We start from the raw sequence: 25,841 nt of genomic DNA, 5'->3' as shown, positions 1-25,841 counted from the left end.
TTCTGCGGGTCAGTTGGGTATTGGGGCCTAGACGCAACCGCGGCCTTACGCAAATGCCGCAGCTGATTTCGCCGGCGTTGTGTAATGCTGAGCAGTTAATGCCATCCCCGGTCACCGACATGGATAGAGTTTGACCTGTGCGCAATTACTCGCTGGAAACAGAACCGACTGAGTTGGTAGGCCCGTGGCTGGAACCTCTTCTTGAAGAAGTCATTGAGTTCCGTCGGGACCTCCACGCCCACCCGGAGCTGTCATTCCAGGAATTCCGCACCTCGGGCAAAATCTATGACCGGCTCGTGGCGGCTGGGCTGAGCCCGCGCCGCTTGGACGGCACCGGTGTGATTGTGGATATTGGCGAGGGACCCATTGCGACGGCGTTGCGTGGGGACATTGACGCCCTGCCCATCGTGGAGGAGACCGGGCTGCCGTTTGCCTCCCGGAACCACGGCGTCACCCACGGCTGCGGCCACGACTTCCATACGGCCGCCATGCTGGGCATTGCCCTGGTTCTGGCCAAGATGCACGAGCACACCCCCTTGGGTGGTCGGGTCCGGATTATTTTCCAGCCGGCCGAGGAAACCATGCCCGGCGGCGCCTTGTCCTGCATTGATCAGGGCGCCCTTGACGCTGTGCCGCGGATTCTGGCTTTGCACTGCGACCCGCGCGTCGACGTGGGAAAGATCGGGACCCGCATTGGGCCCATCACCAGCGCCTCCGACACCATCAAGATTGAACTCTCCGGCCGTGGCGGGCACACCTCCCGCCCGCACCTGACGGAGGACCTGGTGTTTTGCCTGGCACAAATTGCCATCAGCGTCCCGGCCGTGCTTTCCCGCCGCGTGGATGTTCGCAGCGGAGTCTCCGTGGTGTGGGGACAGATCAATGCCGGCTCAGCACCCAACGCCATTCCGGGCCACGGAGTCATGAGCGGAACCATGCGCTGCCTTGACCGTGAAGCCTGGCATTCTGCAGGGGAGCTCCTGGATGAGGTGGTTCAGCAGGTTGCTGCCCCCTTTGGTGTTGACGTGCATCTGGAGCACACCCGCGGAGTGCCGCCGGTGGTCAACTCCGAACATGAGACGGCAGTCATTGAAGCAGCTGCTCGCGCCGAATTGGGAGAGGACTCTGTGGTGTTGGCTCCGCAGTCCATGGGCGGAGAGGACTTTGCCTGGTTCCTGCAGGGCATTCCCGGTTCCTTGATGCGCTTGGGGACCCATGTGCCAGGAGGCGAGGAATACGATCTCCACCGCGGTGACTACATTGTGGATGAGCGTGCTCTTTCGGTGGGCATCCGGGTCCTGTGCGCTGCGGCCTTGCGCACCCTGCGTGCCCCTTCCGAGTAGTAGTTGGCAGTGCGCCGGTCCCGGTCCGGAAGTTTAGTGTAAACAGTGGCTTGAAGCGCTTGACGTGAACCGAAAAAAGTGCTCATAGGGGCTCTCTGGAGCCCTTATGTAACGGTTGCCCAACGATGGTGTTCGGGTTCCCCTCCTGCACTACCAACGAGTAGCAAAAGGACACTAGTGTGTTCCATAGCACCGCAATGCTGGGTGCGTTCAGCTTCACGGGTCCACTCCCCAAACCGAGACTCCATGTGTTCCGGAAACGGCAGCCATACCCGTGAACGTTTGGGCGCCATGCCTCCACTGCGGCCCTACACACCATGGAGGAACCTTGAAAAGTCTGTTTCTGAACACTGTTAAGCGCGGAGCCGTTGTTGGCACTGTTGCAGTAAGCGCTGTTGCGCTGATGCTCACTGGCTGTGGAGAAGCCCCGCCGGCGCCCGGTGCCGGCGGCACCGAGAACGCGGCTGCGGCCAACTTCCTGGGCTGCATCGTCTCCGACTCCGGCGGATTCGACGACCAGTCATTCAACCAGTCCTCCTATGAGGGCCTGCAGAAGGCGAAGGCCGATCTGGGCATCAAGGTCAAGGAAGCCCAGTCCGCCAGCACCGCCGACTTTGCCCCGAACCTGAGCCAGATGGCCAGTGCAGGCTGCAACCTCACCGTCACGGTTGGCTTCCTGCTGGCCAAGGCCACCGAAGAAGCGGCCAAGGCCAACCCGGATCTGCACTACGCGATCATTGATGACAACACCATCAAGGCGGACAACGTCAAGCCCGTTGTGTATGACACAGCACAGGCTGCGTTCATGGCCGGATATGCTGCCGCTGCTGTGTCCAAGACCGGCAAGGTGGGCACCTTTGGTGGCATCAATATCCCCACCGTCACCATCTTCATGGACGGTTTTGCTGCCGGTGTGAAGTACTTCAACGAGAAGCAGGGCAAGGACGTCAAGCTCCTGGGCTGGGACGCTGCAACGCAGCAGGGTTCCTTTGCCAACACCTTTGAGATCATTCAGGAAGGCACCAAGATCACCAACAACTTGATCTCCGAAGGTGCCGATGTGGTCATGCCTGTTGCCGGTCCGCTCGGCAAGGGTGCAGGCGACGCCATCCTGGCGGCCAACTCGGGTGGCAAGGACGTCAAGCTCGTATGGGTTGACTCCGACGGCTTCCTGACGGCACCCACCTACAAGTCCATCCTGTTGACCTCCGTCATCAAGACCATGGGCGCAGCCGTGGAGTCAGTCATCAAGGACGACCTCAACGACAAGTTCGACCCGACCCCGTACGTCGGCACGCTGGAAAATGAGGGCGTTTCCTTGGCTCCCTTCCACGATTTGGACTCTGCCGTCAGCGCGGACACCAAGAGCCAGCTTGAGGAAATCAAGAAGGGCATCATCGACGGCTCCATCAAGGTCGGATCAAAGGCCAGCGAAGGACTGCTGGCGGCTACACCGTAGCTTCCCTGCCGTCCCAGCCAGGCTGACGTCACCTGGAGTGGTCGCGTTCTTGCCTCTGCACCCCACAGCCAAATCTGTGGGGTGCAGAGGCAAGAACGCGACCACTAAACTTGAGCCTGCACCAGCCACGATCCAACAATCCGCAGACGGGTTAAAACGTTGAAACTAGAACTTCGGGGTATCACCAAGAGATTTGGGTCCTTGGTGGCGAACGACCACATTGACTTGGTGGTGCAATCCGGTGAGATCCACAGCCTTCTTGGCGAAAATGGGGCCGGAAAATCCACCCTGATGAATGTCTTGTACGGACTGTACGAACCCAGCGACGGGGAGATCCTCATCGACGACGTGCCGGTGCGCTTCTCCGGCCCGGCAGACGCCATGGCGGCCGGGATCGGCATGGTGCACCAGCACTTCATGCTGGTGCCGGTGTTTACAGTGGCCGAAAACGTGGCGCTGGGTGCCGAATCAACCACCTTTGGCGGTGTCCTGAACCTGGAGGAAACCCGCAAAAAGATCCGCGAGATCTCCGCAAAGTTCGGCTTCGACGTTGACCCGGACGCGCTCGTGGAGGACCTCCCCGTGGGCGTCCAACAGCGCGTGGAAATCATCAAGGCGCTGGTGCGCAACTCCAAAATCCTCATCCTGGACGAGCCCACAGCCGTGCTCACACCCCAGGAAACTGATGAACTCATGGACATCATGGCGCAGCTGAAGGCCGGCGGCACCTCCATTGTTTTCATTTCCCACAAGCTGCGTGAGGTCAAGGCCGTCTCGGACACCATCACGGTGATCCGCCGCGGCAAGGTGGTGGGCTCCGCCGCGCCGTCGGCCTCCACCACCGAGCTCGCAGCCCTCATGGTGGGCCGCGCCGTCAACCTGACGCTGGACAAGGCTCCGGCCAACCCCGGCTTGGTCACCTTCAAGGTCAACAACCTCACGGTGATGAACGACGCCGGCCAGAGACTTCTCGACGACGTCACCTTGAGCGTGGCCCAGGGCGAGATCCTTGCCGTGGCCGGTGTCCAGGGCAATGGCCAGAGCGAACTGACCGAAGCCGTGCTGGGACTGCAAAAGCATGTTCTGGGCTCCATCACGCTCGGCGGGACCGAACTGGTGGGCAAGAGCGTGCGCCAAATCCTTGACTCGGGCGTGGGATTCGTGCCCGAGGACAGGCAAGACGATGGCCTGGTGGGCGAATTCTCGATCGCCGAAAACCTGGTCCTTGACCTCTACAAGCACGAACCATATTCCCGCCGCGGCACCATGAACCGGGCGGTCGTGGCGAAAAACGCCGTGGACAAGGTCGCCGAATTCGACGTCCGTGCGCAGTCTTCCCAAGACGCGGCGGACACGCTCTCCGGCGGCAACCAACAAAAAGTGGTGCTGGCACGAGAACTCTCCCGTCCCTTGAAACTTTTCATTGCCTCACAGCCCACCCGCGGCGTGGACGTGGGCTCCATCGAGTTCCTGCACAAACGTATTGTGGCCGAGCGCGACGCCGGAACCCCCGTGGTGATTGTCTCGACAGAACTCGATGAGGTGCTGGAGCTGGCCGACAGGATCGCTGTACTTTTTGCCGGCCGGCTTATGGGCATTGTGCCCGGAAAATCCAGCCGCGCATTGCTCGGTCTCATGATGGCGGGTTTGCCCGCAGCAGAAGCACAGGAACAGATGGACAATCAGGCCAAAGAAGCCAACGGCACAGACAATTCCAACGGCACAGGGGTGCAGTCATGAGCGGGGTGGAGATGGGGAGTTCGGGCACAGCACCGGATGGCCAGGGCGCCAAGCCGGACGCACCAAATTCGGCACCGCCGGAGGCAAAATCTGCCAAGGAAAGCAACGGCACGCAGCTGGTTCGGGAGATCATGAGCGGCAACGCCATGATCTCGGTGCTGGCAGTTGTGGTGGCCTTGGTTATTGGCGGAATCTTGATCGCCTTCACCGATGCCCGCGTCACGGCTGCGATGGGGTACTTCTTCAGCGACCCGGGCGCCACGTTCAGGGCCATGTGGGCGGCAGTTTCGGAAGCCTACGGAGCCTTGTGGCGCGGTGCCACCTACGATCCGAATTCCCGGACCTGGCAGGGCCGGCTGGGAATCTTTGAAACACTGACCTTTGCCACACCATTGATCCTGTCCGGGCTGGCCGTGACGCTGGCATTCCGGGTTGGCCTGTTCAACATTGGTGCAAAGGGCCAGATCATCATCGGGGCCACCTTTGCCGGTGTGGTGGGCTTCATGATCGAACTGCCCCCGGGCATCCACCTGATTGCGGTGGTGGTGGCTGGCGCCATCGGCGGAGCGCTCTGGGGCGGCATCGCCGGATTCCTGAAGGCAAAAACTGGTGCGCATGAGGTCATTGTGACCATCATGCTCAACTACATTGCCGTTTCCCTCGTCCTGTACCTGCTCAAGAACCCCTTGCGCGATCCCTCCAGTAGCAACCCCATCAGCCCGGCCATGCACGAAACAGCCATGTTCCCGCTGCTGCTGGGCCCCAACTACCGGCTGCACGCAGGACTCATTGTGGCTGTCTTGGCCGTCATTGGCGTTTCCTGGTTGCTGAACCGGTCAACGCTGGGCTTTGAGTACCGGGCCATCGGTGCCAACCCGCGCGCTGCCCGCACGGCAGGCATGCTGGTTTCCCGCGGCTACATCACAGTCATGTTGATCTCCGGTGCGCTGGCCGGACTGGCCGGCGTCACCCAGCTCGCCGGGACTGAGAAAACACTCGATGCGGACATTGCCGGAAGCATCGGCTTTGACGCCATCACGGTAGCCCTTTTGGGGCGCTCCAAACCGTGGGGCACGTTCTTTGCTGCGCTGCTTTTTGGCGCTTTCAAGGCGGGCGGCACCTCCATGGCCATCAACGCCGACGTTTCCATTGACATTGTGGCCGTGGTGCAATCCTTGATTGTGCTGTTCATTGCCGCCCCTCCCTTGATCCGTTCAATGTTCCGGATTAAGGCAGTTCGCTATGAAGGAGTCACAGCATGAGCATCACCGCCAAGAGCGCCCCGTCAGCACATGTTGACGCGGTCGCCATCCGCAGCTGGAAGGTGCCGATCCTGCTCGGGGTCCTGGCCCTGTTCGCCGTCGTTGTCTTCGTGGTGCTGGGCCCCACCGGCACCGCCACCTTCAGGATTTCCCAGGACAACGATGCCTGGCAGGTCCCCGACTTGGTGCTGCCGTCCAAGGCCATGGGCATCATTGTCTCGGTGATTTGCGCGGCGCTGGCGTACCTGGCGTACAGCCAGACCAGGGCCACCGGAAAGATCGCCAAATGGGTGCTCATGACGTTCACCATCGTGTTTGTGGTGGGCTTGATGGTGTGGATGATCGGCGGCACCACCTCCCAGAACATCACCCTGGTGGGTCTGTTCACCGGCGCCATGCTCATCACCACGCCGCTAGTGTTTGGTTCCCTGTCCGGTGTTCTCTCCGAGCGGGCCGGTGTGGTCAATATTGCCATCGAGGGCCAGCTGCTGGCCGGTGCCTTCACCGCGGCGCTGGTCTCCTCCATCACCCACAACGCCTTTGCCGGGCTGTTCGCCGCAGCTGTGGCGGGTGTGCTGGTCTCAGCCATGCTGGCCTTGTTCAGCATCAAGTACGTGGTGAACCAGATCATTGTGGGCGTGGTGCTGAACGTTCTGGTGTCCGGTCTGACCGGGTTCCTCTTTGAGAAGATCATGAAGACCAAGGTGGACGGGGTCACCATCTACAACCAGCCCGCCCAACTGCCCGGCATCCCCATCCCGCTGCTTTCCGAGATCCCCATCATCGGGCCCATGCTGTTCCGGCAGTCCCTCATCGGCTACTTCATGCTGATCCTGGTGGTGGCACTCTGGTTCGGCTTGTTCCGCACCCGCTGGGGACTGCGGGTGCGCGCCGTGGGTGAACACCCCAAGGCGGCCGACACCGTGGGCATCAACGTCAACCGGACCCGCGTCATGAACGTCTTGGCTGGTGGCGCCGTGGCAGGTGTGGGCGGTGCCTACTTCACCCTGGTGGCCGTCAGCAGCTTCAGCAAGGACATGACCGGCGGGCTGGGCTTCATTGCCCTTGCGGCCTTGATTTTTGGCCGCTGGAACCCGATCGGTGCCGCGCTGGCTGCCCTGCTCTTTGGTGTGGCCGGCAACTTGCAGAGCATTCTTTCGCTCGCAGGGACGCCCATCGACGGCCAGTTCCTGGCCATGCTGCCTTACGCGCTGACCATCTTGGCGGTGTCCGGATTTGTGGGCAAGGCCATGGCTCCGGCGGCTGACGGGGAACCCTATGTCAAGGAGTGAGACGGTGACCGCGCCCCTGGACGACGGCGGATGGGAGCCTTTGCGTCTGGCCGCCACCGCTGCGCTGGCCAACGCCTACGTCCCGTATTCAAAGTTCCCCGTGGGTGCTGCCGCCCGGCTTGAGGACGGCAGCATTGTGTCCGGCTGCAATGTTGAGAATGCCAGCTACGGGCTGACACTGTGCGCCGAATGCACCATGATCGGTGCTGCGCGGATGAACGGTGGCGGCCTCATCACGGCGTTTTACTGCGTTGACGCCCAGGGCGAGATCCTGATGCCGTGCGGGCGCTGCCGGCAGATCTTGAACGAATTCAGTACGGCGCAGACACAGTTGATGACCCCCTCAGGGGTTAAGACCATGGACCAGGTGCTCCCCGATGCCTTTGGTCCGCGGGATCTGGCGCGGATTGCGGCCAGCGGGCCCGAACACTAGCGTCAACGCCTCAGCCATTAAGCAACAGCAAACACTGACGACTGGACGGACACACCATGAACCCCGAAGGCTATGCAGGACCCAGCTTTGACGCCGTTGACATCATCCGCACCAAACGCGACAAGGGCACGCTGAGCCCCGAGCAGATCGCCTGGACCATTGACGCGTACACGCGCGGCACCATTGCTGACGAGCAGATGGCGGCCCTGAACATGGCCATCTTGCTCAACGGCATGAACCGGGCCGAGATCTCACAGTGGACAGCGGCCATGATCAACTCGGGGGAGCGGATGGACTTTTCGGCCCTCCGCTCACCGTCCGGGGCGCCCATGCGCACCACCGACAAACACTCCACGGGCGGGGTGGGGGACAAGATTACCTTGCCGTTGGCTCCGTTGGTGGCTGTCTTTGGGGCAGCCGTGCCGCAACTTTCCGGGCGCGGACTGGGCCACACGGGCGGCACCTTGGATAAGTTGGAGGCCATCCCGGGCTGGCGGGCCAACCTCAGCAATGAGCAAATGATGCGCCAACTCTCCGAGGTGGGTGCCGTGATCTGCGCCGCCGGCGCTGGTTTGGCGCCTGCCGACAAGAAGTTGTACGCCCTGCGCGATGTCACGGGCACCGTGGAGGCCATCCCGCTCATTGCCTCCTCCATCATGAGCAAGAAGATTGCCGAAGGCACCCAGGCACTGGTCCTGGACGTCAAGGTTGGCTCAGGCGCTTTTATGAAGAACGTTGACATGGCCCGGGAACTGGCCCAGACCATGGTGGCCCTGGGGCTGGATGCGGGCGTCAACACAGTGGCCCTGCTGACGGACATGGGCACACCCTTGGGCTTGACGGCGGGCAATGCCATTGAAGTTCAGGAGTCGGTGGAGGTGCTGGCTGGCGGCGGTCCGGAAGACGTCGTCGAACTGACAGTGCGGCTGGCGGAGGAAATGCTGGAAGCTGCCGGCATCCACGACGCAGACCCTGCCGCAGCGCTCAGGGACGGGCGGGCCATGGATGTGTGGCGGCGCATGATCGCAGCACAGGGCGGGGACCCGGAGGCGCGGCTGCCGGTGGCCCGGGAATCCGAGGTGGTCTATGCACCGGCCGACGGCGTGCTGGTGGGCCTTGATGCGATGGCCGTGGGGGTTGCCGCATGGCGCCTCGGGGCTGGCCGGGCCCGCAAGGAAGATATTGTGCAGGCCGGTGCGGGCGTGCGCATGCATGCCAAGCCCGGCGCGTTGGTGCGGGCCGGTGAGCCGCTCATGACGCTGCTGACAGACACCCCGGAGAAGTTTGACCGGGCCAAGGAAGCGCTGGAGGGCGCCGTGACCATTGCGCCCGAGGGATCCCGGCCGGCAAACAAGTTGATTATCGAGCGCATCAGCTAACTCCCCTTGGCTGGCCCTGGCTTGAGATTGGAGATGATGACGTCCGCGAGGAACGGTCGGACGTCATCATCTCCAATCTCAACGGGGTTGCTAGCTGTGGCTGGAAGCGCGGCGGTTGCGGCCCATGAGCACTCCAGCACCTGCCAACAGCAGGAGCACAGCTCCGGTCACGAAGATTCCAACGTTTGCACCGGTGGCGACCAACTCATCTGAGCCTTCGCCGCCGGCAACTACAGCGTTCCCCGGTGTGCTGGTCGCGGCACCTGGAATCGCGGTGGCGGAGACGGTGGGGCTGGTTCCAGCGCCTGGAACGGACGATGTGGCTGTCGCCGTGGCCGTGGCCGTGGGTGTGGCCGCGAGAGCTGCCAGAACCCGTGGTGTGGAACGTGAGACGTTGCCTTCAGGGTCGGTCAGCGACACAGTCCATAGTTGCTCCTTGGCTCCGGTGGCCAGGGCTATGTTCTGCTGGCCTCCGTTTTCCAAGGTGCCCTGGGCGAACTCGCTGAAGCTCCCCGTCTGCGCCCACTGGGAGGACTTCAGCGTGGTGCTCCGGATCAGGCTGACCTGGGCCACAAACTCGTCATCACCAGCGTCGTAACGTGCAGTTGCACCACGGTAGGCGGGCTCGTCATACTTCCAGGCCTCAAAGGAGTCCAAGGACGGTGAGTAGGCGTTGACGGCCATGAGTCCGGCGTCGAGGTCTAGCTGCAGGAGCCGCTGGAAACCGGAGTCACGGTCCAGAAGGTCATTGCGTGTGGTGGAAACCGAGGAACGGTAGCCCTGGTAGTCGGCCAGCATCTCCACCACTGTGCGCCTGTTGCCGCCGACGTTCTTAATGGCGTAGGTGTCGCGGGCCAGCTCCGTGGCATCCGTTTGTTCACCCGTGACCGGGTCGGCATAGTTGGTCACCACACCGTGGTAGTGACCGCCCAGAACGAGGAACACATTGTCATGAGGGGCAATGACCGTGTCCCAGGTTTCTTGGGCCGAGGAGGTGTACCGGGCGTCGATGTTGTCGCGGGTGCCGGCAGTGTGCAGGTAGGAGTGGGTGGCAATGATGATGTTGTGCGCAGGATGGGCGGCAGCCTGGGCTGAGGCCCATGCAAGCTGAGGTGCGGAGGAACGGTAGGGCAGGTTCAACACCATGAAGTCCATGCCCTCATGGGAGAAGAAGTCCGTGTGGGCGGCATTGTCGCCTTTCTGCCAAGACTCCCCGTACCATTCCTTGTCCTGGTACATCTCCACAGGGAAGTACTCGTTGAACTTGGAATTGTCCCGGCCCCAGAAATTGTCATGGTTGCCTGGCAGGACGCCATTGGGGATGTTGGCGTCGTTGATCAGGGACATGATCTTCCGGGCTGCCGCATATTCGCGGTTGGCCCGCTCTTCCGCAGAGTTGCCGGCAATCCAGTTCTGGATAATGTCACCGGTGAGCGAGTTGTAGGCAACCTTGCGGGAGTCCGCGTTGGACACCACCCACGATGACATTTTGCGGAAGACATCTCGGAAGCTCTCGGAATAAAACTGGGGGTCTGTCATGTGGTTCAGCGAAAAGTCATAGCTGGCCGGATTGGCGAAGGCCTGATCGGTGACACCAATTTCATCAATGAGTCCCCCGGAGGTCCGCGGGCCGTCTATGACCAGTACCTGGGCAACGCCGTCCTTGACCTTATCTTCCGGGACCGTGCCGTTGAGCGTAAGGTCGCCATCGGCGGAAGGTACAGCGGTGGTCAGCAGCATCCAGCCGGCGGCCACAGAATCCCAGGCGTACATCTGAATTTCATTGCGGGAGGAGGTGGTGCCGGACCAACTGAAGTTCGCTGGCTCGCCACTGGCAACTGGCAGTTCAAAGCGTTGGAACGGGAACTCGCCAGGTGCGCCGGAGGTCTCCATCTGCTGGCCCTTCCTGGCGATTGTTTCACCGGGAATTTCCAGTGTGGCCGGAACTGCGGCGGTGCTGGATCCTGTGTGGACCACCACTGCTGAGCTGTCCTTGAGTTCGGCGGACTCGGCCTTCAGCGCCAAGGTGGTGCCGCCGTCGTCCGTGCCGGAAACGGTGGCGGACAGATCGCTGCCACCGGCAACGGTCAGCTTCGGCGTGCCGGGGACATTGTTCGTGGACACGGTGGTCGGATCGAGTTCCCCGGCCAACGGTACTGTGGGGTCCACATAGCTGACGTCGTTGAGAATGCCAGGTGTGCGGGTTGCGGCAATGACAAAGTCATTTTCGTTGTCGCCCGTGTGTTGGGCGCGCTGATAGCTTTGGCCCTGGTCGGGCTTGGTGTAGTTGCGTGTTTCCTGACCGAGGCGGCAGGGTGTGAAACGGTCGACGTCGACGTCGTAGGCGGCCATGGCGTCCACCTTGGCGCCGGCCGCGTCCATCAGGTACACGCCATAGTCGGTCTCGTCCAGGCCCGTGGCGTAGCTGGCGTTGGACACATCGCGCACGATGGCCGGCGCATTCACCGAGGAGGCCAGGTAAACCTGACCGGGAGCCAGCGTGATGTCGCCAAGATCAGCGATTTGGGGGGTGGCTGAGCCCTGCCCGGTGTTAGTGCAACGGTAGGCAGACCAGCCCTTGAGGTTGACGGCCGTGGCGCCGTAATTGGCCAGTTCAAAGAATTCGTCATCGGCGCCGGCTGCGCCGGAGGCAGCAATTTCACTGATTTGCACGTCCCCAGTTGCTGGTTTTGCGGCAGTGGCCAGCGTGGTTTGTGCTCCATGGGAGCCCGGGGTGCGCGTGGTGGTCAGCGCAAAGTCGGCGGAGTTGTCGCCCGTGTTTGAAACCCGGGTGAGCACCTCGTTTTGATAGTGGTCGGGCACAGTCTTGATGGCTGAACCGTCGGTGCAGACGCTGTTGCGGTTGTTATAGACGCCAGCCCGGTCCACGATCTCCTGGGAGGCCGTGACCAGCATGACGCCGAAGTCGCGCCAGTGAATTCCGGCGGCAAAGGTTAGGTCCGCTCCGCCGGCAGGCTGGGCCCCCTTGGAGTTGCTGAACACAAAGCTATCTCCGGCGGCAACCACCGAGCCGGCAGGCAGCTTCGGGATCAGTGAGTACGCCGTGCCGTTTTCCCCGCAGCGGAACAAGCTGTAGCTGCTCATGTCCACAGGTGTGGTGCTGAAATTGGTGACTTCCACATACTGGTTGGCGGCGTTGCCGGCACCACCATTGGAGAGTTCGGTAAACCGCAGCCCATTGTCGATGGTCTTGCGGGTTCCGGCTGTGGCATTGGGTGCATCCACAGTGCGGGTCGCGATGATCCAGTTGTCCGCCAACGGACCGTTGGCAGAAACGCGTTGGAAGGATTCGTCGAGGCGGTGATCAAGTCCGCTGCGCAGGTTGACACCATTGATGGCACAGTCGGAGTTCACATCAGGGTGGTAGACGCCGACGGCGTCCCGGCGCTGTCCCTTGGCGTCCTCTATGAATGCACCATAGCCAAATTCATGCAGGCTGGTGTCGTAGCTGGCATCTGTCGTATATCCGGACGTGTCCCTGGCCGTGGTGAACTGGTCCCCGGGAGCCAGAACTGTATTCTCCGGGACTACGGACTGAGGCCCGTAACCGTCGCCCGTCTGTCCGCAGCGGTAGATCTTCCACCCTGAAATGTCCATGGGCGTATCGCCATAATTGCTTAGCTCAATGAAGTTCTTGGCTGACACGCGGTCGGCGGTGGCTGATGCGCCTGCCCCGCCGTTGGCGATCTCGCTGATGAGTACCGGGGATCCGGGAACCACCTCATAGCGGTTGGTGGTTTCGGTAGGAGCAGCCGGGGCCATCCCCATGCCAAGAGACATAGCGGCCAGACCGACAGTAACTCCTAGAGCAATTCGCCGTGGCGCTCGGGGACTGGCTGGCGGTGGGCCCGCCCTCAGGTGGGCAAGACGTGCTGGCATGTGCCTGTCAACATTCATCGACAAAAATTCCTCTCAAGGAAACTCTGCGGCTGCGCCGAGGGCCCTGGGCACAGGTGTCCCCAACGCAACGGGACTTGAAGAGCCTGTCGAGACAAAGTTTCCTGAACATAGCCATTGAGCTTGCCGTGAGTGACCATAACATGAACGTTGTTCCAGCTGGAGGGAAGAAGCAGTCAAAATCAGTCAGTCATCCCACGGACTGAAGTCGTTTGCGTAATCTAGTCCTGCAGATGGATGCCGGGTAAGTTTTCGCGTGTCAAACTTAGGGCAGACAACCACCACAGGAGAGGAATCATCCACTGTGGATTTTTTGCACATCGTGGGGCAGATCAACTACGTGATCGACCATTCGGCAGCCCAATGGTGGGTTATCCCGATAGTGAGTTTGTTCTGCCTTATTGATGGATTCTTCCTCTTTTTGCCCAGCGAGACAGCCATTGTTGCCCTCGCATCCATTTCGGCCAAAACCGGTTACCCCAATATTTGGCTGCTGATCCTGGGCGCCTCCATTGGCGCCATTATTGGCGACAACATTGCGTATTTCATGGGCCGCAAACTCGGCACCACCCGCTTTAATTGGATGCGCCGCCCGCGTGGAGCCAAGGCATTTGCCTGGGCTGGCAAGGAGCTGGAAAAACGCGGAGCCATTTTGATCTTTACTGCCCGCTATATTCCTGTGGGCAGAATTGCCGTGAACTTCACCGCCGGGGCTACCTGGTTCCCGTGGCGCCGCTTCGTGCTGCTGGACGGCATTGCCGTGGTGACGTGGGCTGGCTACTCGGTTGCCGTGGGTACCTTTGCCGGACGCTGGGTCCATGACAACCCCCTGCTGGGTGTGGCCATCGCCATCACCTTTGCCATTGTCATTGGCTTTGTGGTGGATCATGCCATGAAGTATCTGCACCACTTTTTGGAGAAGCGCGGAAAATTGGCGCCCCGGCCCGAGCCCGGCCTGGCAGCGGCCCAGCACGCAGATCAGGTCCAGGCCGAGGCGGCCGCCAACGCCCAGCTTGTGGCCCAGACCCAGGCTCAAGTCCAGGCTCGATTCCAGGCGGCCCACCCGGAGGTGCCAGCTCAGCTTGCAGCGGAATCGCGCCCGGCAGAACTGGAAACTGGCGCCGCGCCTGACGCTCCAACTGACAGCAGTGAAACGTACCAGGAACCCTTGCCGCAGGCGCGAGGAACCTTGCCGCAGGCGCCGGGGCGGGCTGCGGCTGCGGTTCCGCTGCTGCCCCATCTATCCGGCAATGACATCCCGGTGCCCGCAACGGCCCGCGCACCCCGCGCCGGCACCAACTAGCGCAGCGCCCCTCTCATCCCTAGAGTGGGGATTGTGACTAACTCAACTTCAGAGCAAGCAGCCCAGTCCATCCCCGTTGTGGACCTGAAATCCTTGCCAAAGGTATCCCTGCACGATCATCTGGACGGCGGTCTGCGCCCAGAGACCATCATTGAGTTGGCGGCTGCGAACAGCCATGTACTGCCCACCACCGACCCCGAAGAATTGCGCAGCTGGTTTGTGGAGCAAGCCAGCTCAGGTTCCCTGGTGAGCTACCTGGAGACCTTTGAACACACCGTTGCACTCATGCAGACGCACTCGGCCCTGGTGCGGGTCGCCCGTGAATTTGTTGAGGACCTGGCCGAGGACGGTGTTGTCTACGGTGAAGTACGCTGGGCGCCGGAGCAGCACCTCCGCGCAGGGCTGAGCCTTGATGAGGCTGTTGAGGCCGTGCAACTGGGCCTTGAAGAAGGCATGGACGCTGTGGACGGGGCGGGTGGCTACATTGAGGTGGGCCAGATCGTCACAGCCATGCGCCACGCCGACCGCGGCGCCGAAATCGCCCAGCTGGCCGTCCGCCACCGTGACAACGGCGTGGTGGGCTTCGACATTGCCGGGGCCGAGGACGGCTTCCTGCCGTCCCGCTTCGCCGAGGCCTTCACCTATTTGGCCGAGAACAACTTCCCCGCCACCGTCCACGCCGGTGAGGGCGCCGGACTGGACAGCATCCAAGACGCACTGGTCCACGGCCGCGCCCTGCGCCTAGGCCATGGTGTGCGCATTGCCGAGGACATCCACCTGGACGTGCAGGAGGAGGACGGGCACGACGTCGGCACCGTCACCTTGGGTGACTTGGCCCAGTGGGTACGCGACCGTCAGATCCCGCTCGAGCTGTGCCCGTCCTCGAACCTGCAAACAGGCGCCATTGCGGCCTTTGGCACCACCATCGCCGAACACCCCATCGACCTGCTGCACCAGCTTGGCTTCAACATCACCGTCAACACCGACAACCGGCTCATGAGCGGCACCACGCTGACCCAGGAATTTGGGCTGCTCGTGGAAACCTTTGGCTACGGCCTGGACACGGTGCTGGAGCTGACCTTGAACGCCGTGCACGCAACGTTCCTGCCCATTGAAGCCCGCGAGCACCTGGCGGACTTCATCATTGAGCACTTCGAGGACGCCATGGATGAGATGGAGGACTTTGAGGACTCCGACGACTTTGAGGGCTTCGACGGGTCCGAGGGCTTCGAAGCGTACGATGACGAGATTGACGACTAATTCCGTTCCTGCTGCTGACAGGCGGGCCGCTTCCACACAGCTGGAAATGGCCCGCCTTGTTGGCGTTGTTGCGGCCCTGCGCGAGCATTGCCCCTGGACCGGCGCGCTGACCCACGATTCCCTCACCACATACTTGCTGGAGGAATCGTATGAGCTCATCGAGGCCATTGAAACGGGCCACAGTGATCAAATATCCGGTGAATTAGGGGACATCTTGTTGCAGGTGGTCCTCCATGCCCGGCTGGCCCAGGAGTCGGGCCAATTCGACGTGGCAGACGTCGCCCGTGGGCTCAGTGACAAAATGATCCGGCGCAGCCCCCACGTCTTCCACCCAGACGGCACCCTGCAGTCAAGTTTTCCAGCCACCATCGAGGAAATTGAGGCAAGCTGGGAGCGCGTCAAGGCCGAAGAACGGGCCGCTGAGGAGCTGGCAATTCCGGTGGTCGGGATTGCTCAACCCGACAGCCCGTTCGCGGGGATTCCGCGGTCGTTGCCGGCACTGGCCATGGCGCAGAAGTCGCTGGAGCGGGCTGCGCGGGCGGGACTTGGTGCCGTGCCACCGGCCGTTCATCTGGCTGAGCACGTCGAAACTGAGGACGAGCTCGGGAAGGTGCTGTTCGGCGTCGTACAGGCAGCCCAGGAACGTGGACTGGACGCGGAACGTGCCCTGCGCCTTGCCGTGCTCTCTTTTCAGGCGGAAAACTAGCCCGCGTCCCTGCCTCCCCTGAACTTATGCGCTGAACCCGCGCTGAGTTCTCCGCATAAGTGTCCATGCGCTGAACTCGCGCTGAGTTCTACGCATAAGTTCAGACTTCCACGAGCATGCAGCGCGAAGTGCGGCAAATTGGCCGCCACAATGCCGCCCTGAGCGTAGCAAAGAGTGCCCCGTCACGCCGTCGGTTACGATTGAGGCGACAGCGTGGTCGAACCGTTACTGTAAAAAGCTGACTTTTAGGAGCAACACGTGGCACTTATTGAAGCCATTCATGCACGCGAAATTTTGGATTCCCGTGGAAACCCCACAGTCGAGGTAGAGGTTCTCCTCACCGACGGCGCCATGGGCCGTGCCGGTGTTCCCTCCGGTGCATCCACGGGTGCCTTTGAGGCTGTGGAGCTCCGCGACGGCGACAAGGGCCGTTACCAGGGCAAGGGTGTTCTTCAGGCAGTCGAGGCTGTTTTGGAAGTCATCGCCCCGGAACTTGAGGGCATCGACGCAACCGATCAGCGCCTGATCGACTCCATGATGTTGGAGCTGGACGGCACCGACAACAAGGGCAAGCTCGGCGCCAACGCCATCTTGGGTGTTTCCCTGGCCGTGGCAAGCGCCGCAGCCGAGTCCGCCGGCCTGCCGCTGTACCGCTACCTGGGCGGCCCCAACGCGCACGTATTGCCCGTTCCGTTGATGAACATCCTCAACGGCGGCTCACACGCCGACTCCGATGTGGACATCCAGGAATTCATGATTGTGCCCCTGGGTGCAGCAACGTTCTCCGAGGGCCTGCGCTGGGGTGTTGAGGTTTACCACAACCTCAAGGCTGTTCTGCAGGAAAAGGGCCTCTCCACCGGCTTGGGCGACGAGGGCGGCTTCGCGCCGAACCTGCCCTCCAACCGTGCGGCCCTTGACTTGATCCTGGAAGCGATCAAGCGCGCAGGCTACGAAGCAGGAACGGACATTGGCCTGGCCTTGGACGTTGCCTCCTCCGAATTCTTCAAGGACGGTGCCTACCAGTTCGAGGGCAAGGCCCTGACGGCCGCCGAGATGAGCGCCTACTACGCTGAACTCGTTGCTGACTACCCGCTCGTTTCCATCGAGGATCCCCTGGATGAAGATGACTGGGAAGGCTGGAAGACCCTGACCGACGCCATCGGCGACAAGGTGCAGATTGTTGGCGATGACTTGTTCGTCACCAACCCCGAGCGCCTCTCCCGCGGCATCGAGACCAAGACAGCTAACTCGCTCCTGGTAAAGGTCAACCAGATCGGTTCCTTGACTGAAACCTTGGACGCCGTGTCCATGGCCCAGCGTGCCGGCTACACCACCATCACCTCGCACCGCTCAGGCGAAACCGAAGACACCACCATTGCTGACATCTGCGTTGCCACCAACGCCGGTCAGATCAAGACAGGTGCCCCGGCCCGCTCCGAGCGCGTTGCCAAGTACAACCAGCTCCTGCGCATCGAAGAAGAACTCGATGATGCAGCACGCTACGCAGGCCGCAGCGCGTTCCCGCGTTTCAAGGGCTAAATAGCTGCTCCGGCCGCGGTGGCTGGCCAAGCCAAGGAACACCTGCCTTGGCCAGCCACCGCGGCTTTGCTGTATCCAGGGCAGGATCCGATACCCAGACGCGGTGGCTTCCCGGATCGGTTATCCCGAGCGCATAGACTGGGCAGCAGCAGTTGATTTTTTCGGGCAAGGTTTTTAGGAGAAGCATGGCCACGCGACGGCCCTCAGTGCCTAAAGCGCAGTTCACAGCCGGCATGGGTGATGCCCCGGAGTCCAAGAAGGTTCCCTCAGCTTCAGCGTCCAGTACGACGCCGGAGGCTGGCCCCGGCGCCACTCCCGCCACGGGTGCCCCCCAGCCACGTGAGCCCCAAGCCCGCCAACGTGCCTCAGCGCCGACCAGTCGAAGCCGCCAGGACGGTGTCATCCACACCGCCGGCAACAGTCCGGTGCCTGCCCGCAGATTCTCGGGCCGACTTTTGGTGTTGGGCCTGACCATGGGTGTTGTGACCTTGCTCCTGGCCCCCAATGTGCACACCTACATGCAGCAAAGGGCTGAGATATCTGCACTGCGCGACGATATTGCTGCCAAGGAAGCCCAGCAGAGCGCCTACAGTGCGGAATTGCTGCGCTGGGACGACCCCGCCTATATCAAGCAGCAGGCCCGGGACAGGGTCAGCATGCTCATGCCGGGCGAGACCGGATACTGGGTTTACGGTGCCAATGGTGTTGTTGGCGCTGAGGATTCCGTGGATGCCGCCAAGGCCGCTGCCGCGCAAGCCACAACCGCCAAGAAGGCCACGGAAATCACCGTTGAACCGTGGGTGGACGCGCTGTGGGGAGCTGTGAAAAAGTCCGCGGAAGTGCAAGCTCCCGCCGCGGAACCCCCAGCCCCGGCCCCGGCCCCAGTCCCAGCACCGGCACCGGCGCCCGCGCCGGCGCCGTAGTCCGCCAGCCAGATTCATGGCGTGGGCTCATCCACGCTAAAATGGCTGGTTGAACCCCACAGCCATGCCAAGACGTTCGGCGCGCAGGTGAGAATCACAGCCGCCAGCAATACTTCAGTTCCATGAAAGGCCCCCTCGTGCCCGCAACAGAAAGCTCCGCCACGGACGGGCGAGTCCCCACTGCGCTGGACCTGGACACCCTCAGCCGCCAGCTCAACAGGCCCGTGCGCGACGTCGTGGAGATTCCGGCCCGCTGCGTGTGCGGCAATCCGCTGGTTGCTGCCACGGCCCCGCGGCTGAGCAACGGCATCCCGTTCCCCACCACGTATTACCTCACCCACCCTGTTCTCACGGCCGCAGCCTCCCGTCTGGAAGCAGCAGGGCTGATGAATGAGATGACGGACAGGCTGGCTGTTGACACGGAACTGGCAGCTGCCTACCAGCACGCCCATGAGGCCTACATTGCCGCCCGCGAAGCCATTGGTGAACGCGCCGGCACCGGTCCCGTTCCGGAGACCGCGGGAATTTCCGCCGGCGGCATGCCCACCCGCGTCAAGTGCCTGCACGTTTTGATTGGCCACGCACTGGCGGCCGGTCCCGGGGTCAACCCGCTAGGTGACGAGGCCCTTGCCGCCGTGGCCGAATGGTGGACCGCCGAGCGCTGCTACTGCGAAGGGGCCTGGGACAACCAGGCGCCCGTGCCGAACAAGGACCTGAGCCGGCACGTCAAGCACCTGAACCAGCTCAAGGCCGAAGCCGCCGGAAACGCTGACTCCACCTCGGATTCCGCCAACACCGAGAAGTAACCACCGCCACCCGCTGTGTAACACCACCTGAAAGGCTTTTCCATGCGTGTTGCCGCCATTGACTGCGGAACCAACTCCATCCGCCTGCTCATTGCCGACGTTGTCCCGGACAACCACGGGGGAGCGGTGCTCCAGGATGTGCACCGTGAAATGCGCGTGGTCCGGCTGGGGCAGGGCGTGGATGTGACAGGCATGCTTGCCGAGGACGCACTGGAGCGGACCTTCGCGGCAACCCAGGACTATGCCGCCTTGATTGCCGCCCATGGCGTGGAACGGGTGCGTTTTGTTGCCACCAGCGCCACGCGCGACGCCGGCAACAAGGACATTTTTACGGCCGGGATCCAGGCCCGGCTGGGTGTGGCCCCTGAGGTTGTCAGCGGCGCCGAGGAAGCCGGCTTGTCATTCGCCGGGGCAGTCAGCGTGCTGCCCGCCGTGGCAAACCGCAACATTCTTGTGGTGGACCTGGGCGGTGGCAGCACCGAGTTTGTCATTGGCAACTCAGAAGGTGTCAGTGGTGCACTGAGCGCCAACATGGGTTGCGTGCGGTTCACCGAAAGGTACCTGCAAAGCGACCCTCCCACGGCTGCCGAAATTGCGGCCGCACACGCTGCCATTGAAGAAAAGCTTGACGAAGTCTTCGCCGCGGTCACACTCGACGCGGTCGATGAGGTGGTGGGTGTGGCAGGGTCCATCACCACCATCACAGCCCACGCACTCGGGTTGGCGAGCTACCAGAGCGAGGTGATTCATGCCGCCGTCGTGCCTCTGGAAAAGATCGACGCCGCTGCCTCGCAGCTGCTGGCCATGACACGCGCCCAGCGGGCCGAACTTGGGTTCATGCACCCTGGCCGGGTGGACGTCATTGGTGCCGGCGCGCTGATTTGGCGCACGGTGCTGCGCCGCGTGGCCCGGCTCAACGGTGGGAGACTGGAATCGGTAACCACCAGCGAACACGATATTCTTGACGGAATTGCCCTGGGTGCGGCTAAAAACTGAGCCCGCCCCCCACCGGAAACGAGCATTCATGGAGTTAGCGCCACGGAAGCGGACCCTTGCTGCCGCGTTCATGACGCTTGCCCTGGCCGGCACCTTGGCGTTGGTGGCGGCCCCGGCAGCATCGGCCGATGACATCCGCAACCGGCAGTACTGGTTGGAGCAGTCCGGGATCGAGAATGCTTGGGAGAAAACCCAGGGTGAAGGCGTGAAAATCGCCATCATCGACAGCGGCATCGACAAGTCCCACAAGGACCTGGCCGGCGCCGTGGTGGGCGGCACCGACATGTCCGGGGCTGGATCCGCCGACGGCACCAAGGGTGTGGGTGCCGAGCCCGAACACGGCACACTCGTGGCAACCATGCTGGCAGGGCGCGGACACAGCTCCAGCACCCCCACAGCCAAGCCCACAAAAACGGCCGGTCCCAGCAGCACGGCACCTGCCAAGGAGACGGTGGGGGCAGGCCCCGACGGCGTCATAGGCGTGGCCCCCAAGGCTGAGCTCCTCAGTGTTTCTGTGTGGCTGGGCAGCGAGAACCCCTCGGGGAAGAACATTGACGATCAGATCCCGGCAGCGGTGAAGTGGGCCGTGGATCAAGGCGCCAAGGTTATCAACATGTCCCTGGGCAGCACCTCAACAGCCTGGCCGCAAAGCTGGGACGACGCGTTTGCGTACGCAGAAGCCAAGGATGTTGTCATTGTGGCGGCGGCGGGAAACCGTAAATCCGGCAGCGAACAGGTGGGTGCTCCCGCCACGATTCCGGGCATCTTGGCCGTGGGTGGCTTGGACAAGGACGGCACAGCCAGTGTTGATTCCTCCTCACAAGGCATCAGTATTGGTGTCAGCGCCCCGGCTGAGGACCTGGTGGGCGGACTGCCCGGGGGTGGCTATGCACAGTGGAACGGCACCAGCGGCGCCGCGCCCATCGTCTCCGGCGTGGCTGCCCTGATCAGGTCCAAATACCCGGACATGTCCGCCGCCCAGGTCATCAACCGCATCATCTCCACCGCCAAGCCCAAGGGGGAGGGGCTGCCCAATGCCATCTACGGCTATGGGATTCTCGACGCGGCTGCTGCCCTGAGCGCAGATGTCCCCGTGGTGCAAGTGAACCCGCTGGGCAGCATTGCGGAATGGATTCGCGTGCACCGCCGCGGGGAGGTGGTGCCGCCCACCAACGGCCAGCCGGCCACGAGCGTGCCCCAGCCCAAGGCGACGTTGTCCGAACATGCCGCCCCTGTGGCCATCCCTGTCGCGGAACTTTCAAGTGCAGGGCCACGGGCCTTGGTCCTGGGTTCGTTGGGATTGTTCGCGGTGATTGTGGTGGCAGGGGGCACCCACCTGGTGCTGGCCCGGCGCAGGTTGCTGGCGTCCGACGGCGCTGACGGAGCCGATGAGGATTCGGAAGGATCCTGGGGTGCCCACACCAGCCACGAGGCCCCGCCGCAACGAGTGGGCCACAAACACTGATCCCCACCGCCTGCCGAACGGGCAGTAGTTGTTGATGTTTGCGCCGAACATCAACAACTACTGCCCTTTCGGCAGGCGGAGTGGCACATACTCGACGAGACCGCGCAAGCCCGTTACGTCGTCGTGTAATAGGCTAGTGAATATTTTCACAAAGAGCGGTATCATGGTCATATGGCAATCACACCCACCTTTTCAGCACGACCGCGCGTCCTCGTAGTTGGCGGCGGCTACGTCGGCTTTTACACGGCGCTTAAACTGCAGAAGAAGATCGCGAAGTCCGGTGGCATTGTCACCCTCGTCGATCCGCTGCCCTACATGACGTACCAGCCGTTCCTGCCCGAGGTGGCCGGCGGCAACATTGAGGCCCGCCACGCGGTTGTCTCCCACCGCATGCACCTGAAGGACACCGAACTCATCCAGGGCTCCGTGACCAACATTGACCACGAGAACCGCACGGCAGTCATTGCCCCGGTTGACGGTGGCGCCCCCATCGAGCTGCCCTACCACGACGTGGTTATCGCAGCCGGTGCCGTAACCCGCACCTTCCCCATCAAGGGCTTGGCCGAGGCCGGTATCGGCTTGAAGACCATTGAAGAGGCTGTTGCCCTGCGCAACCAGGTTCTCTCCCTCATTGAGCTGGCCTCCACGGAAGCTGATCCCGAGCTGCGCAAGCGTCACCTGACGTTCGTTGTGGTCGGTGGCGGCTTCGCCGGCATCGAAACCATCGCCGAGCTCGAGGACATGGCCCGCGCGGCCGTCAAGCTCAACAACCGCGTTGAGCAGTCCGAACTGCGCTTCGTGCTCGTCGAAGCCATGGGCCGCATCATGCCCGAGGTCACCGAGAAGCAGGCACTGTGGGTTGTGGAGCACTTGCGCAGCCGCGGCGTTGAAGTTCTGCTGAACACGTCCTTGGACAACGCAGAGAACAACAACATCAAGCTCATCAACCTCCCGGACAAGTCCGTTGCGCAGGAATTTGACGCTGACACCCTCATCTGGACGGCCGGCGTCATGGCCAACCCCATGGTCCGCTCCACCGACTTCCCGATCGAGCCCCGCGGCCGCGTTTCGGTCAACGTCAACCTGCAGATCAACGGCGAATTCGGTGTCATCCCGAACGCCTGGGCTGCCGGCGACGTTGCAGCCGTGCCGGACGTTACCGGCGGCCTGCCCGACGGTACCTGTGTCCCCAACGCCCAGCACGCCCTGCGTCAGGCCAAGCGCCTGGCCAAGAACTTGTGGGCCAGCCGCTTCAACAAGCCGTTGACCGGCTACAAGCACAAGAACCTGGGCGCTGTTGCCGGCTTCGGCGAGTGGAAGGGTGTTGCCAAGGTTATGGGCATCCAGCTCAAGGGTCCGTTGGCCTGGTTGATGCACCGCGGTTACCACGGCCTGGCCATGCCCACGTTCGAGCGCAAGTTCCGCGTCATCATGGACTGGTTCGTTGCCTTCTTCGCTGGCCGCGACTTGGCCCAGCTGGAATTCCTGGACAACCCGCGCCGCGCGTTCGTCACTGCAGCTACCCCGGCTCCGAAGCCTGCTGCCAAGCCGGTCGAGGCTGCCCCGGCAGCCGAGCCCGCCAAGGCGGATGCTCCGGTAGCCAAGGAAGAAGCAACTGCTTCGAAGTAGTTAGCCCTTTTGTTTCAAGCACGACGGCGGCCCTCCCCACTTGCGGGAGGGCCGCCGTCGTACTTTCCCCAGTGGATCCCATCCAAACTGCGGCGGAGCCTACGGCCTCTCGGTTTGCGAACAGGTGCAGGCACTAGACTGCTTCTATGATCATCAGACGCGAGCATGCTGGGGACAGGCCAGAAATTTTGGCTGTGGTGAAGGCTGCCTTTCCCGAACCCGTGGAGGCCAAGCTGCTCCGAGAACTCTTTGCCTCGCGCGAGTACATTCCTGAGTTGTCGCTGGTGGCGGAGTCCGATCGCGGGGAAATCCTGGGCCATGTGATCACCACCCGCGGCTGGATTGGTGCCGAGAAATCGCTGGGACTGGGGCCGATTGCCGTGCAGCCGGAGTACCAGAATCAAGGTGTGGGCTCGGCCCTGATGAACGCCACCATTGAGCAGGCCAACAAAATGGGGGAGTCGACCCTTGTTCTGCTGGGCAGCACCGACTATTACCCCCGTTTTGGGTTTGTGCCGGCGGACTCCATGGGCATCACCTCACCGGACCCTTCGTGGGGATCGCATTTCATGGCACTGCCCCTGGCTGCGCACAAGCCCGGTTTGCATGGACAGTTCAAGTATTCGGAGCCATTCAACGCCCTTTAGATGCCAGTTTCAGTCGCGGGCCAACCATCCAGTAATGTTGTTAACAGCTGGAGAACCAAGCCAGCTACGCCCCAGTAGCCCAATGGCAGAGGCACCAGACTTAAAATCTGTTCAGTGTCGGTTCGAGTCCGACCTGGGGTACCTACACACCACGCCGTGCACGGTGGTTTCCTGAGGTATCAGGGAACAAAAACGGTAGTTTGAACGTAATACTAAGTACCGAATAAAACATTTTGCCCCTCATTTCTAAGGAAACAGAACCATGGCACTTGGTGGAAATCCGGTTTTTGCCAACAACAAGAACTTCAAGGACGCGCCTGCTGGACAACGCGGCTACGCCAATGGTGGAGCTGACACCCTGGCCGCCCAGAAACAGTTCTCCGCCGCGCAGTTGCAGGACATGTACAGCAAGCCCTCTGCGAATGCTGCGCAGACAGGCCGCATGACCTACGACGACGTCATCATGAAGACTGTCTTCACCTTGGGCCTGGTGCTGGTTGGTGCAGCCCTTGGCTGGATGGTTCCCATCCTCATGTGGCCGGGCATGATCATTGGCCTGGTCCTGGGCCTGGTGAACTCCTTCAAGAAGGAGCCGTCACCGGCGCTGATTCTGGGCTATGCCTTGTTTGAGGGCATGTTCCTCGGTGGCCTGTCCGGGCTGCTGGAACAGAGCTTCCCGGGCATCGTGGTCCAGGCCCTGCTGGGCACGCTGAGCGTGTTCATTGTGACCCTGGTGCTTTTCCGCAACGCCAAGGTCCGAGCCACCCCCAAGATGACACGTTTCTTCATCATCGCCTTGGCCGGCTACGCGCTGTTCTCGCTGGTGAACTTCTTCCTCATGATCTTCAATGTCACCACCACCCCCTGGGGTATCAATGGCATGGACATCCCCGGCACCAACATCCCCTTTGGTGTGGTCATTGGCCTGCTGGCCATCGGCTTGGCCGCGTTCTCACTGATTGTGGACTTCACCTCCATTGAGCAGGGTGTGCAGCGCGGGCTGCCCGCCAAGTACTCCTGGACAGCAGCCTTTGGCCTGACAGTGACTCTTGTGTGGCTGTACGTGGAGATCCTGCGCCTGCTGGCCATCCTGCGCGGCAACAACTAATTCCGGCTCAGGCCCTTCATATCACCGGCGAATGCCCGACCCCTGGTCTCAGGGGCCGGGCATTGCTCAAATTTTTCCCAGGAATATGGCAGAACCTGCCGACACGAAACTAGCGAAAGAACCTCATGACTGTTTCACCCCTGATCTGGGGCATTACCATTGTGGTCATTTTGGCCCTGTTGGCCTTTGACTATTTCTTCCACATCCGCAAGGCGCATATTCCCACCTTGCGTGAAGCGGCCATTTGGTCCTCTATCTATGTTGGCTTGGCCGTTGTTTTCGGTATCGCTGTGTTTGTGTTTGGCGGTGCCACGATGGGTGGCGAGTACTTTGCCGGTTACATCACCGAAAAGGCTTTGAGTGTTGACAACTTGTTTGTCTTCTTGGTCATCATGGCCAGCTTCAAGGTTCCTCGTGAGGATCAGCAGAAGGTTTTGCTGTTCGGCATCGTCTTTGCCCTGATTGCCCGGACCGGTTTCATCTTCGCTGGTGCCGCACTGATCAATACTTGGTCCTGGATGTTCTACATCTTCGGCATCATCTTGCTGATCACGGCGGGTAACTTGCTCAAGGAAGAAGACGGCAGCGATGAGGGCGCCGATAACTTCATCATCAAGATTGCCAAGCGCCTCT

At 61.9% G+C, this 25,841-nt stretch carries 20 protein-coding genes and 1 tRNA gene; 20 read left to right on the top strand and 1 reads right to left on the bottom strand.

Annotated elements, in window-relative coordinates:
• Positions 1–137: 137 nt before the first annotated feature.
• From CVS28_RS03755 to CVS28_RS03725, 7 genes are all read left to right on the top strand, one after another.
• Positions 138–1,343 (top strand): amidohydrolase, encoded by a 1,206-nt coding sequence (locus CVS28_RS03755; protein ID WP_103480696.1) that lies wholly within the window; start codon positions 138–140, stop codon positions 1,341–1,343.
• Between the two features lie 328 nt (positions 1,344–1,671).
• On the top strand, positions 1,672–2,802 hold the full coding sequence (locus tag CVS28_RS03750) for a BMP family lipoprotein (RefSeq protein ID WP_370739459.1): 1,131 nt from the start codon (positions 1,672–1,674) through the stop codon (positions 2,800–2,802).
• 159 nt (positions 2,803–2,961) lie between these two features.
• Positions 2,962–4,542, top strand: a complete 1,581-nt coding sequence (locus CVS28_RS03745) for an ABC transporter ATP-binding protein (protein WP_103480695.1) — start codon at positions 2,962–2,964, stop codon at positions 4,540–4,542.
• Positions 4,539–5,804: an ABC transporter permease gene (locus tag CVS28_RS03740; RefSeq protein WP_165788054.1), complete on the top strand. Its 1,266-nt coding sequence runs from the start codon at positions 4,539–4,541 to the stop codon at positions 5,802–5,804. The genes CVS28_RS03745 and CVS28_RS03740 overlap by 4 nt, the downstream gene beginning before the upstream one ends.
• On the top strand, positions 5,801–7,096 hold the full coding sequence (locus CVS28_RS03735) for an ABC transporter permease (protein ID WP_103464192.1): 1,296 nt from the start codon (positions 5,801–5,803) through the stop codon (positions 7,094–7,096). Before CVS28_RS03740 ends, CVS28_RS03735 begins: the two co-directional genes overlap by 4 nt.
• Positions 7,083–7,529: a cytidine deaminase gene (locus tag CVS28_RS03730; RefSeq protein ID WP_103480694.1), complete on the top strand. Its 447-nt coding sequence runs from the start codon at positions 7,083–7,085 to the stop codon at positions 7,527–7,529. The genes CVS28_RS03735 and CVS28_RS03730 overlap by 14 nt, the downstream gene beginning before the upstream one ends.
• Before the next feature lie 56 nt (positions 7,530–7,585).
• Positions 7,586–8,908, top strand: a complete 1,323-nt coding sequence (locus CVS28_RS03725; RefSeq protein ID WP_103480693.1) for a thymidine phosphorylase — start codon at positions 7,586–7,588, stop codon at positions 8,906–8,908.
• A gap of 90 nt (positions 8,909–8,998) precedes the next feature.
• Here CVS28_RS03725 and CVS28_RS03720 read toward each other — a convergent pair whose 3' ends face one another.
• A complete protein-coding gene (locus CVS28_RS03720) occupies positions 8,999–12,709 on the bottom strand; it encodes a lamin tail domain-containing metallophosphoesterase family protein (protein WP_165788053.1) in 3,711 nt (1,236 codons plus the stop codon).
• A 421-nt stretch (positions 12,710–13,130) separates the two neighbouring features.
• On the opposite strand from CVS28_RS03720, the gene CVS28_RS03715 reads away from it, so the two are divergent.
• From CVS28_RS03715 to CVS28_RS03660, 13 genes are all read left to right on the top strand, one after another.
• Positions 13,131–14,129, top strand: a complete 999-nt coding sequence (locus CVS28_RS03715; RefSeq protein WP_243399681.1) for a DedA family protein — start codon at positions 13,131–13,133, stop codon at positions 14,127–14,129.
• Between the two features lie 33 nt (positions 14,130–14,162).
• Positions 14,163–15,389, top strand: a complete 1,227-nt coding sequence (locus CVS28_RS03710) for an adenosine deaminase (RefSeq protein ID WP_243399680.1) — start codon at positions 14,163–14,165, stop codon at positions 15,387–15,389.
• Positions 15,370–16,095: a MazG nucleotide pyrophosphohydrolase domain-containing protein gene (locus CVS28_RS03705; protein ID WP_423716376.1), complete on the top strand. Its 726-nt coding sequence runs from the start codon at positions 15,370–15,372 to the stop codon at positions 16,093–16,095. The genes CVS28_RS03710 and CVS28_RS03705 overlap by 20 nt, the downstream gene beginning before the upstream one ends.
• Before the next feature lie 258 nt (positions 16,096–16,353).
• Positions 16,354–17,634: a phosphopyruvate hydratase gene (gene eno / locus CVS28_RS03700; RefSeq protein ID WP_103464197.1), complete on the top strand. Its 1,281-nt coding sequence runs from the start codon at positions 16,354–16,356 to the stop codon at positions 17,632–17,634.
• Positions 17,635–17,819: 185 nt separating this feature from the next.
• Complete coding sequence (locus tag CVS28_RS03695; RefSeq protein WP_103480691.1) at positions 17,820–18,557, top strand: FtsB family cell division protein; 738 nt, start codon at positions 17,820–17,822, stop codon at positions 18,555–18,557.
• Positions 18,558–18,679: 122 nt separating this feature from the next.
• Positions 18,680–19,363, top strand: a complete 684-nt coding sequence (locus CVS28_RS20100) for a DUF501 domain-containing protein (protein WP_243399679.1) — start codon at positions 18,680–18,682, stop codon at positions 19,361–19,363.
• 42 nt (positions 19,364–19,405) lie between these two features.
• On the top strand, positions 19,406–20,359 hold the full coding sequence (locus CVS28_RS20095; protein ID WP_243399678.1) for a Ppx/GppA phosphatase family protein: 954 nt from the start codon (positions 19,406–19,408) through the stop codon (positions 20,357–20,359).
• Between the two features lie 28 nt (positions 20,360–20,387).
• Positions 20,388–21,824 carry a S8 family peptidase gene (locus CVS28_RS03685; protein WP_103480690.1) on the top strand — a complete coding sequence of 479 codons (1,437 nt, stop codon included), beginning with the start codon at positions 20,388–20,390 and terminating at the stop codon, positions 21,822–21,824.
• 171 nt (positions 21,825–21,995) lie between these two features.
• Positions 21,996–23,453 (top strand): NAD(P)/FAD-dependent oxidoreductase, encoded by a 1,458-nt coding sequence (locus CVS28_RS03680; protein WP_103464202.1) that lies wholly within the window; start codon positions 21,996–21,998, stop codon positions 23,451–23,453.
• Between the two features lie 146 nt (positions 23,454–23,599).
• Positions 23,600–24,100: a GNAT family N-acetyltransferase gene (locus tag CVS28_RS03675; protein WP_103464203.1), complete on the top strand. Its 501-nt coding sequence runs from the start codon at positions 23,600–23,602 to the stop codon at positions 24,098–24,100.
• A gap of 68 nt (positions 24,101–24,168) precedes the next feature.
• Positions 24,169–24,241 (top strand) — tRNA-Leu (locus tag CVS28_RS03670).
• 121 nt (positions 24,242–24,362) lie between these two features.
• Positions 24,363–25,208 (top strand): Bax inhibitor-1/YccA family protein, encoded by an 846-nt coding sequence (locus tag CVS28_RS03665; protein WP_103464204.1) that lies wholly within the window; start codon positions 24,363–24,365, stop codon positions 25,206–25,208.
• Between the two features lie 125 nt (positions 25,209–25,333).
• Positions 25,334–25,841, top strand: a 508-nt coding sequence (locus tag CVS28_RS03660) for a TerC family protein (RefSeq protein ID WP_423716375.1), incomplete at its 3' end; no start/stop codon positions are given.

It is taken from the genome of Arthrobacter glacialis (assembly GCF_002909415.1).
GTDB classification, from domain to species: domain Bacteria; phylum Actinomycetota; class Actinomycetes; order Actinomycetales; family Micrococcaceae; genus Specibacter; species Specibacter glacialis.
Note: the sequence above shows the minus strand (reverse complement) of the source record. Positions and strands in the feature narration are given on the sequence as shown.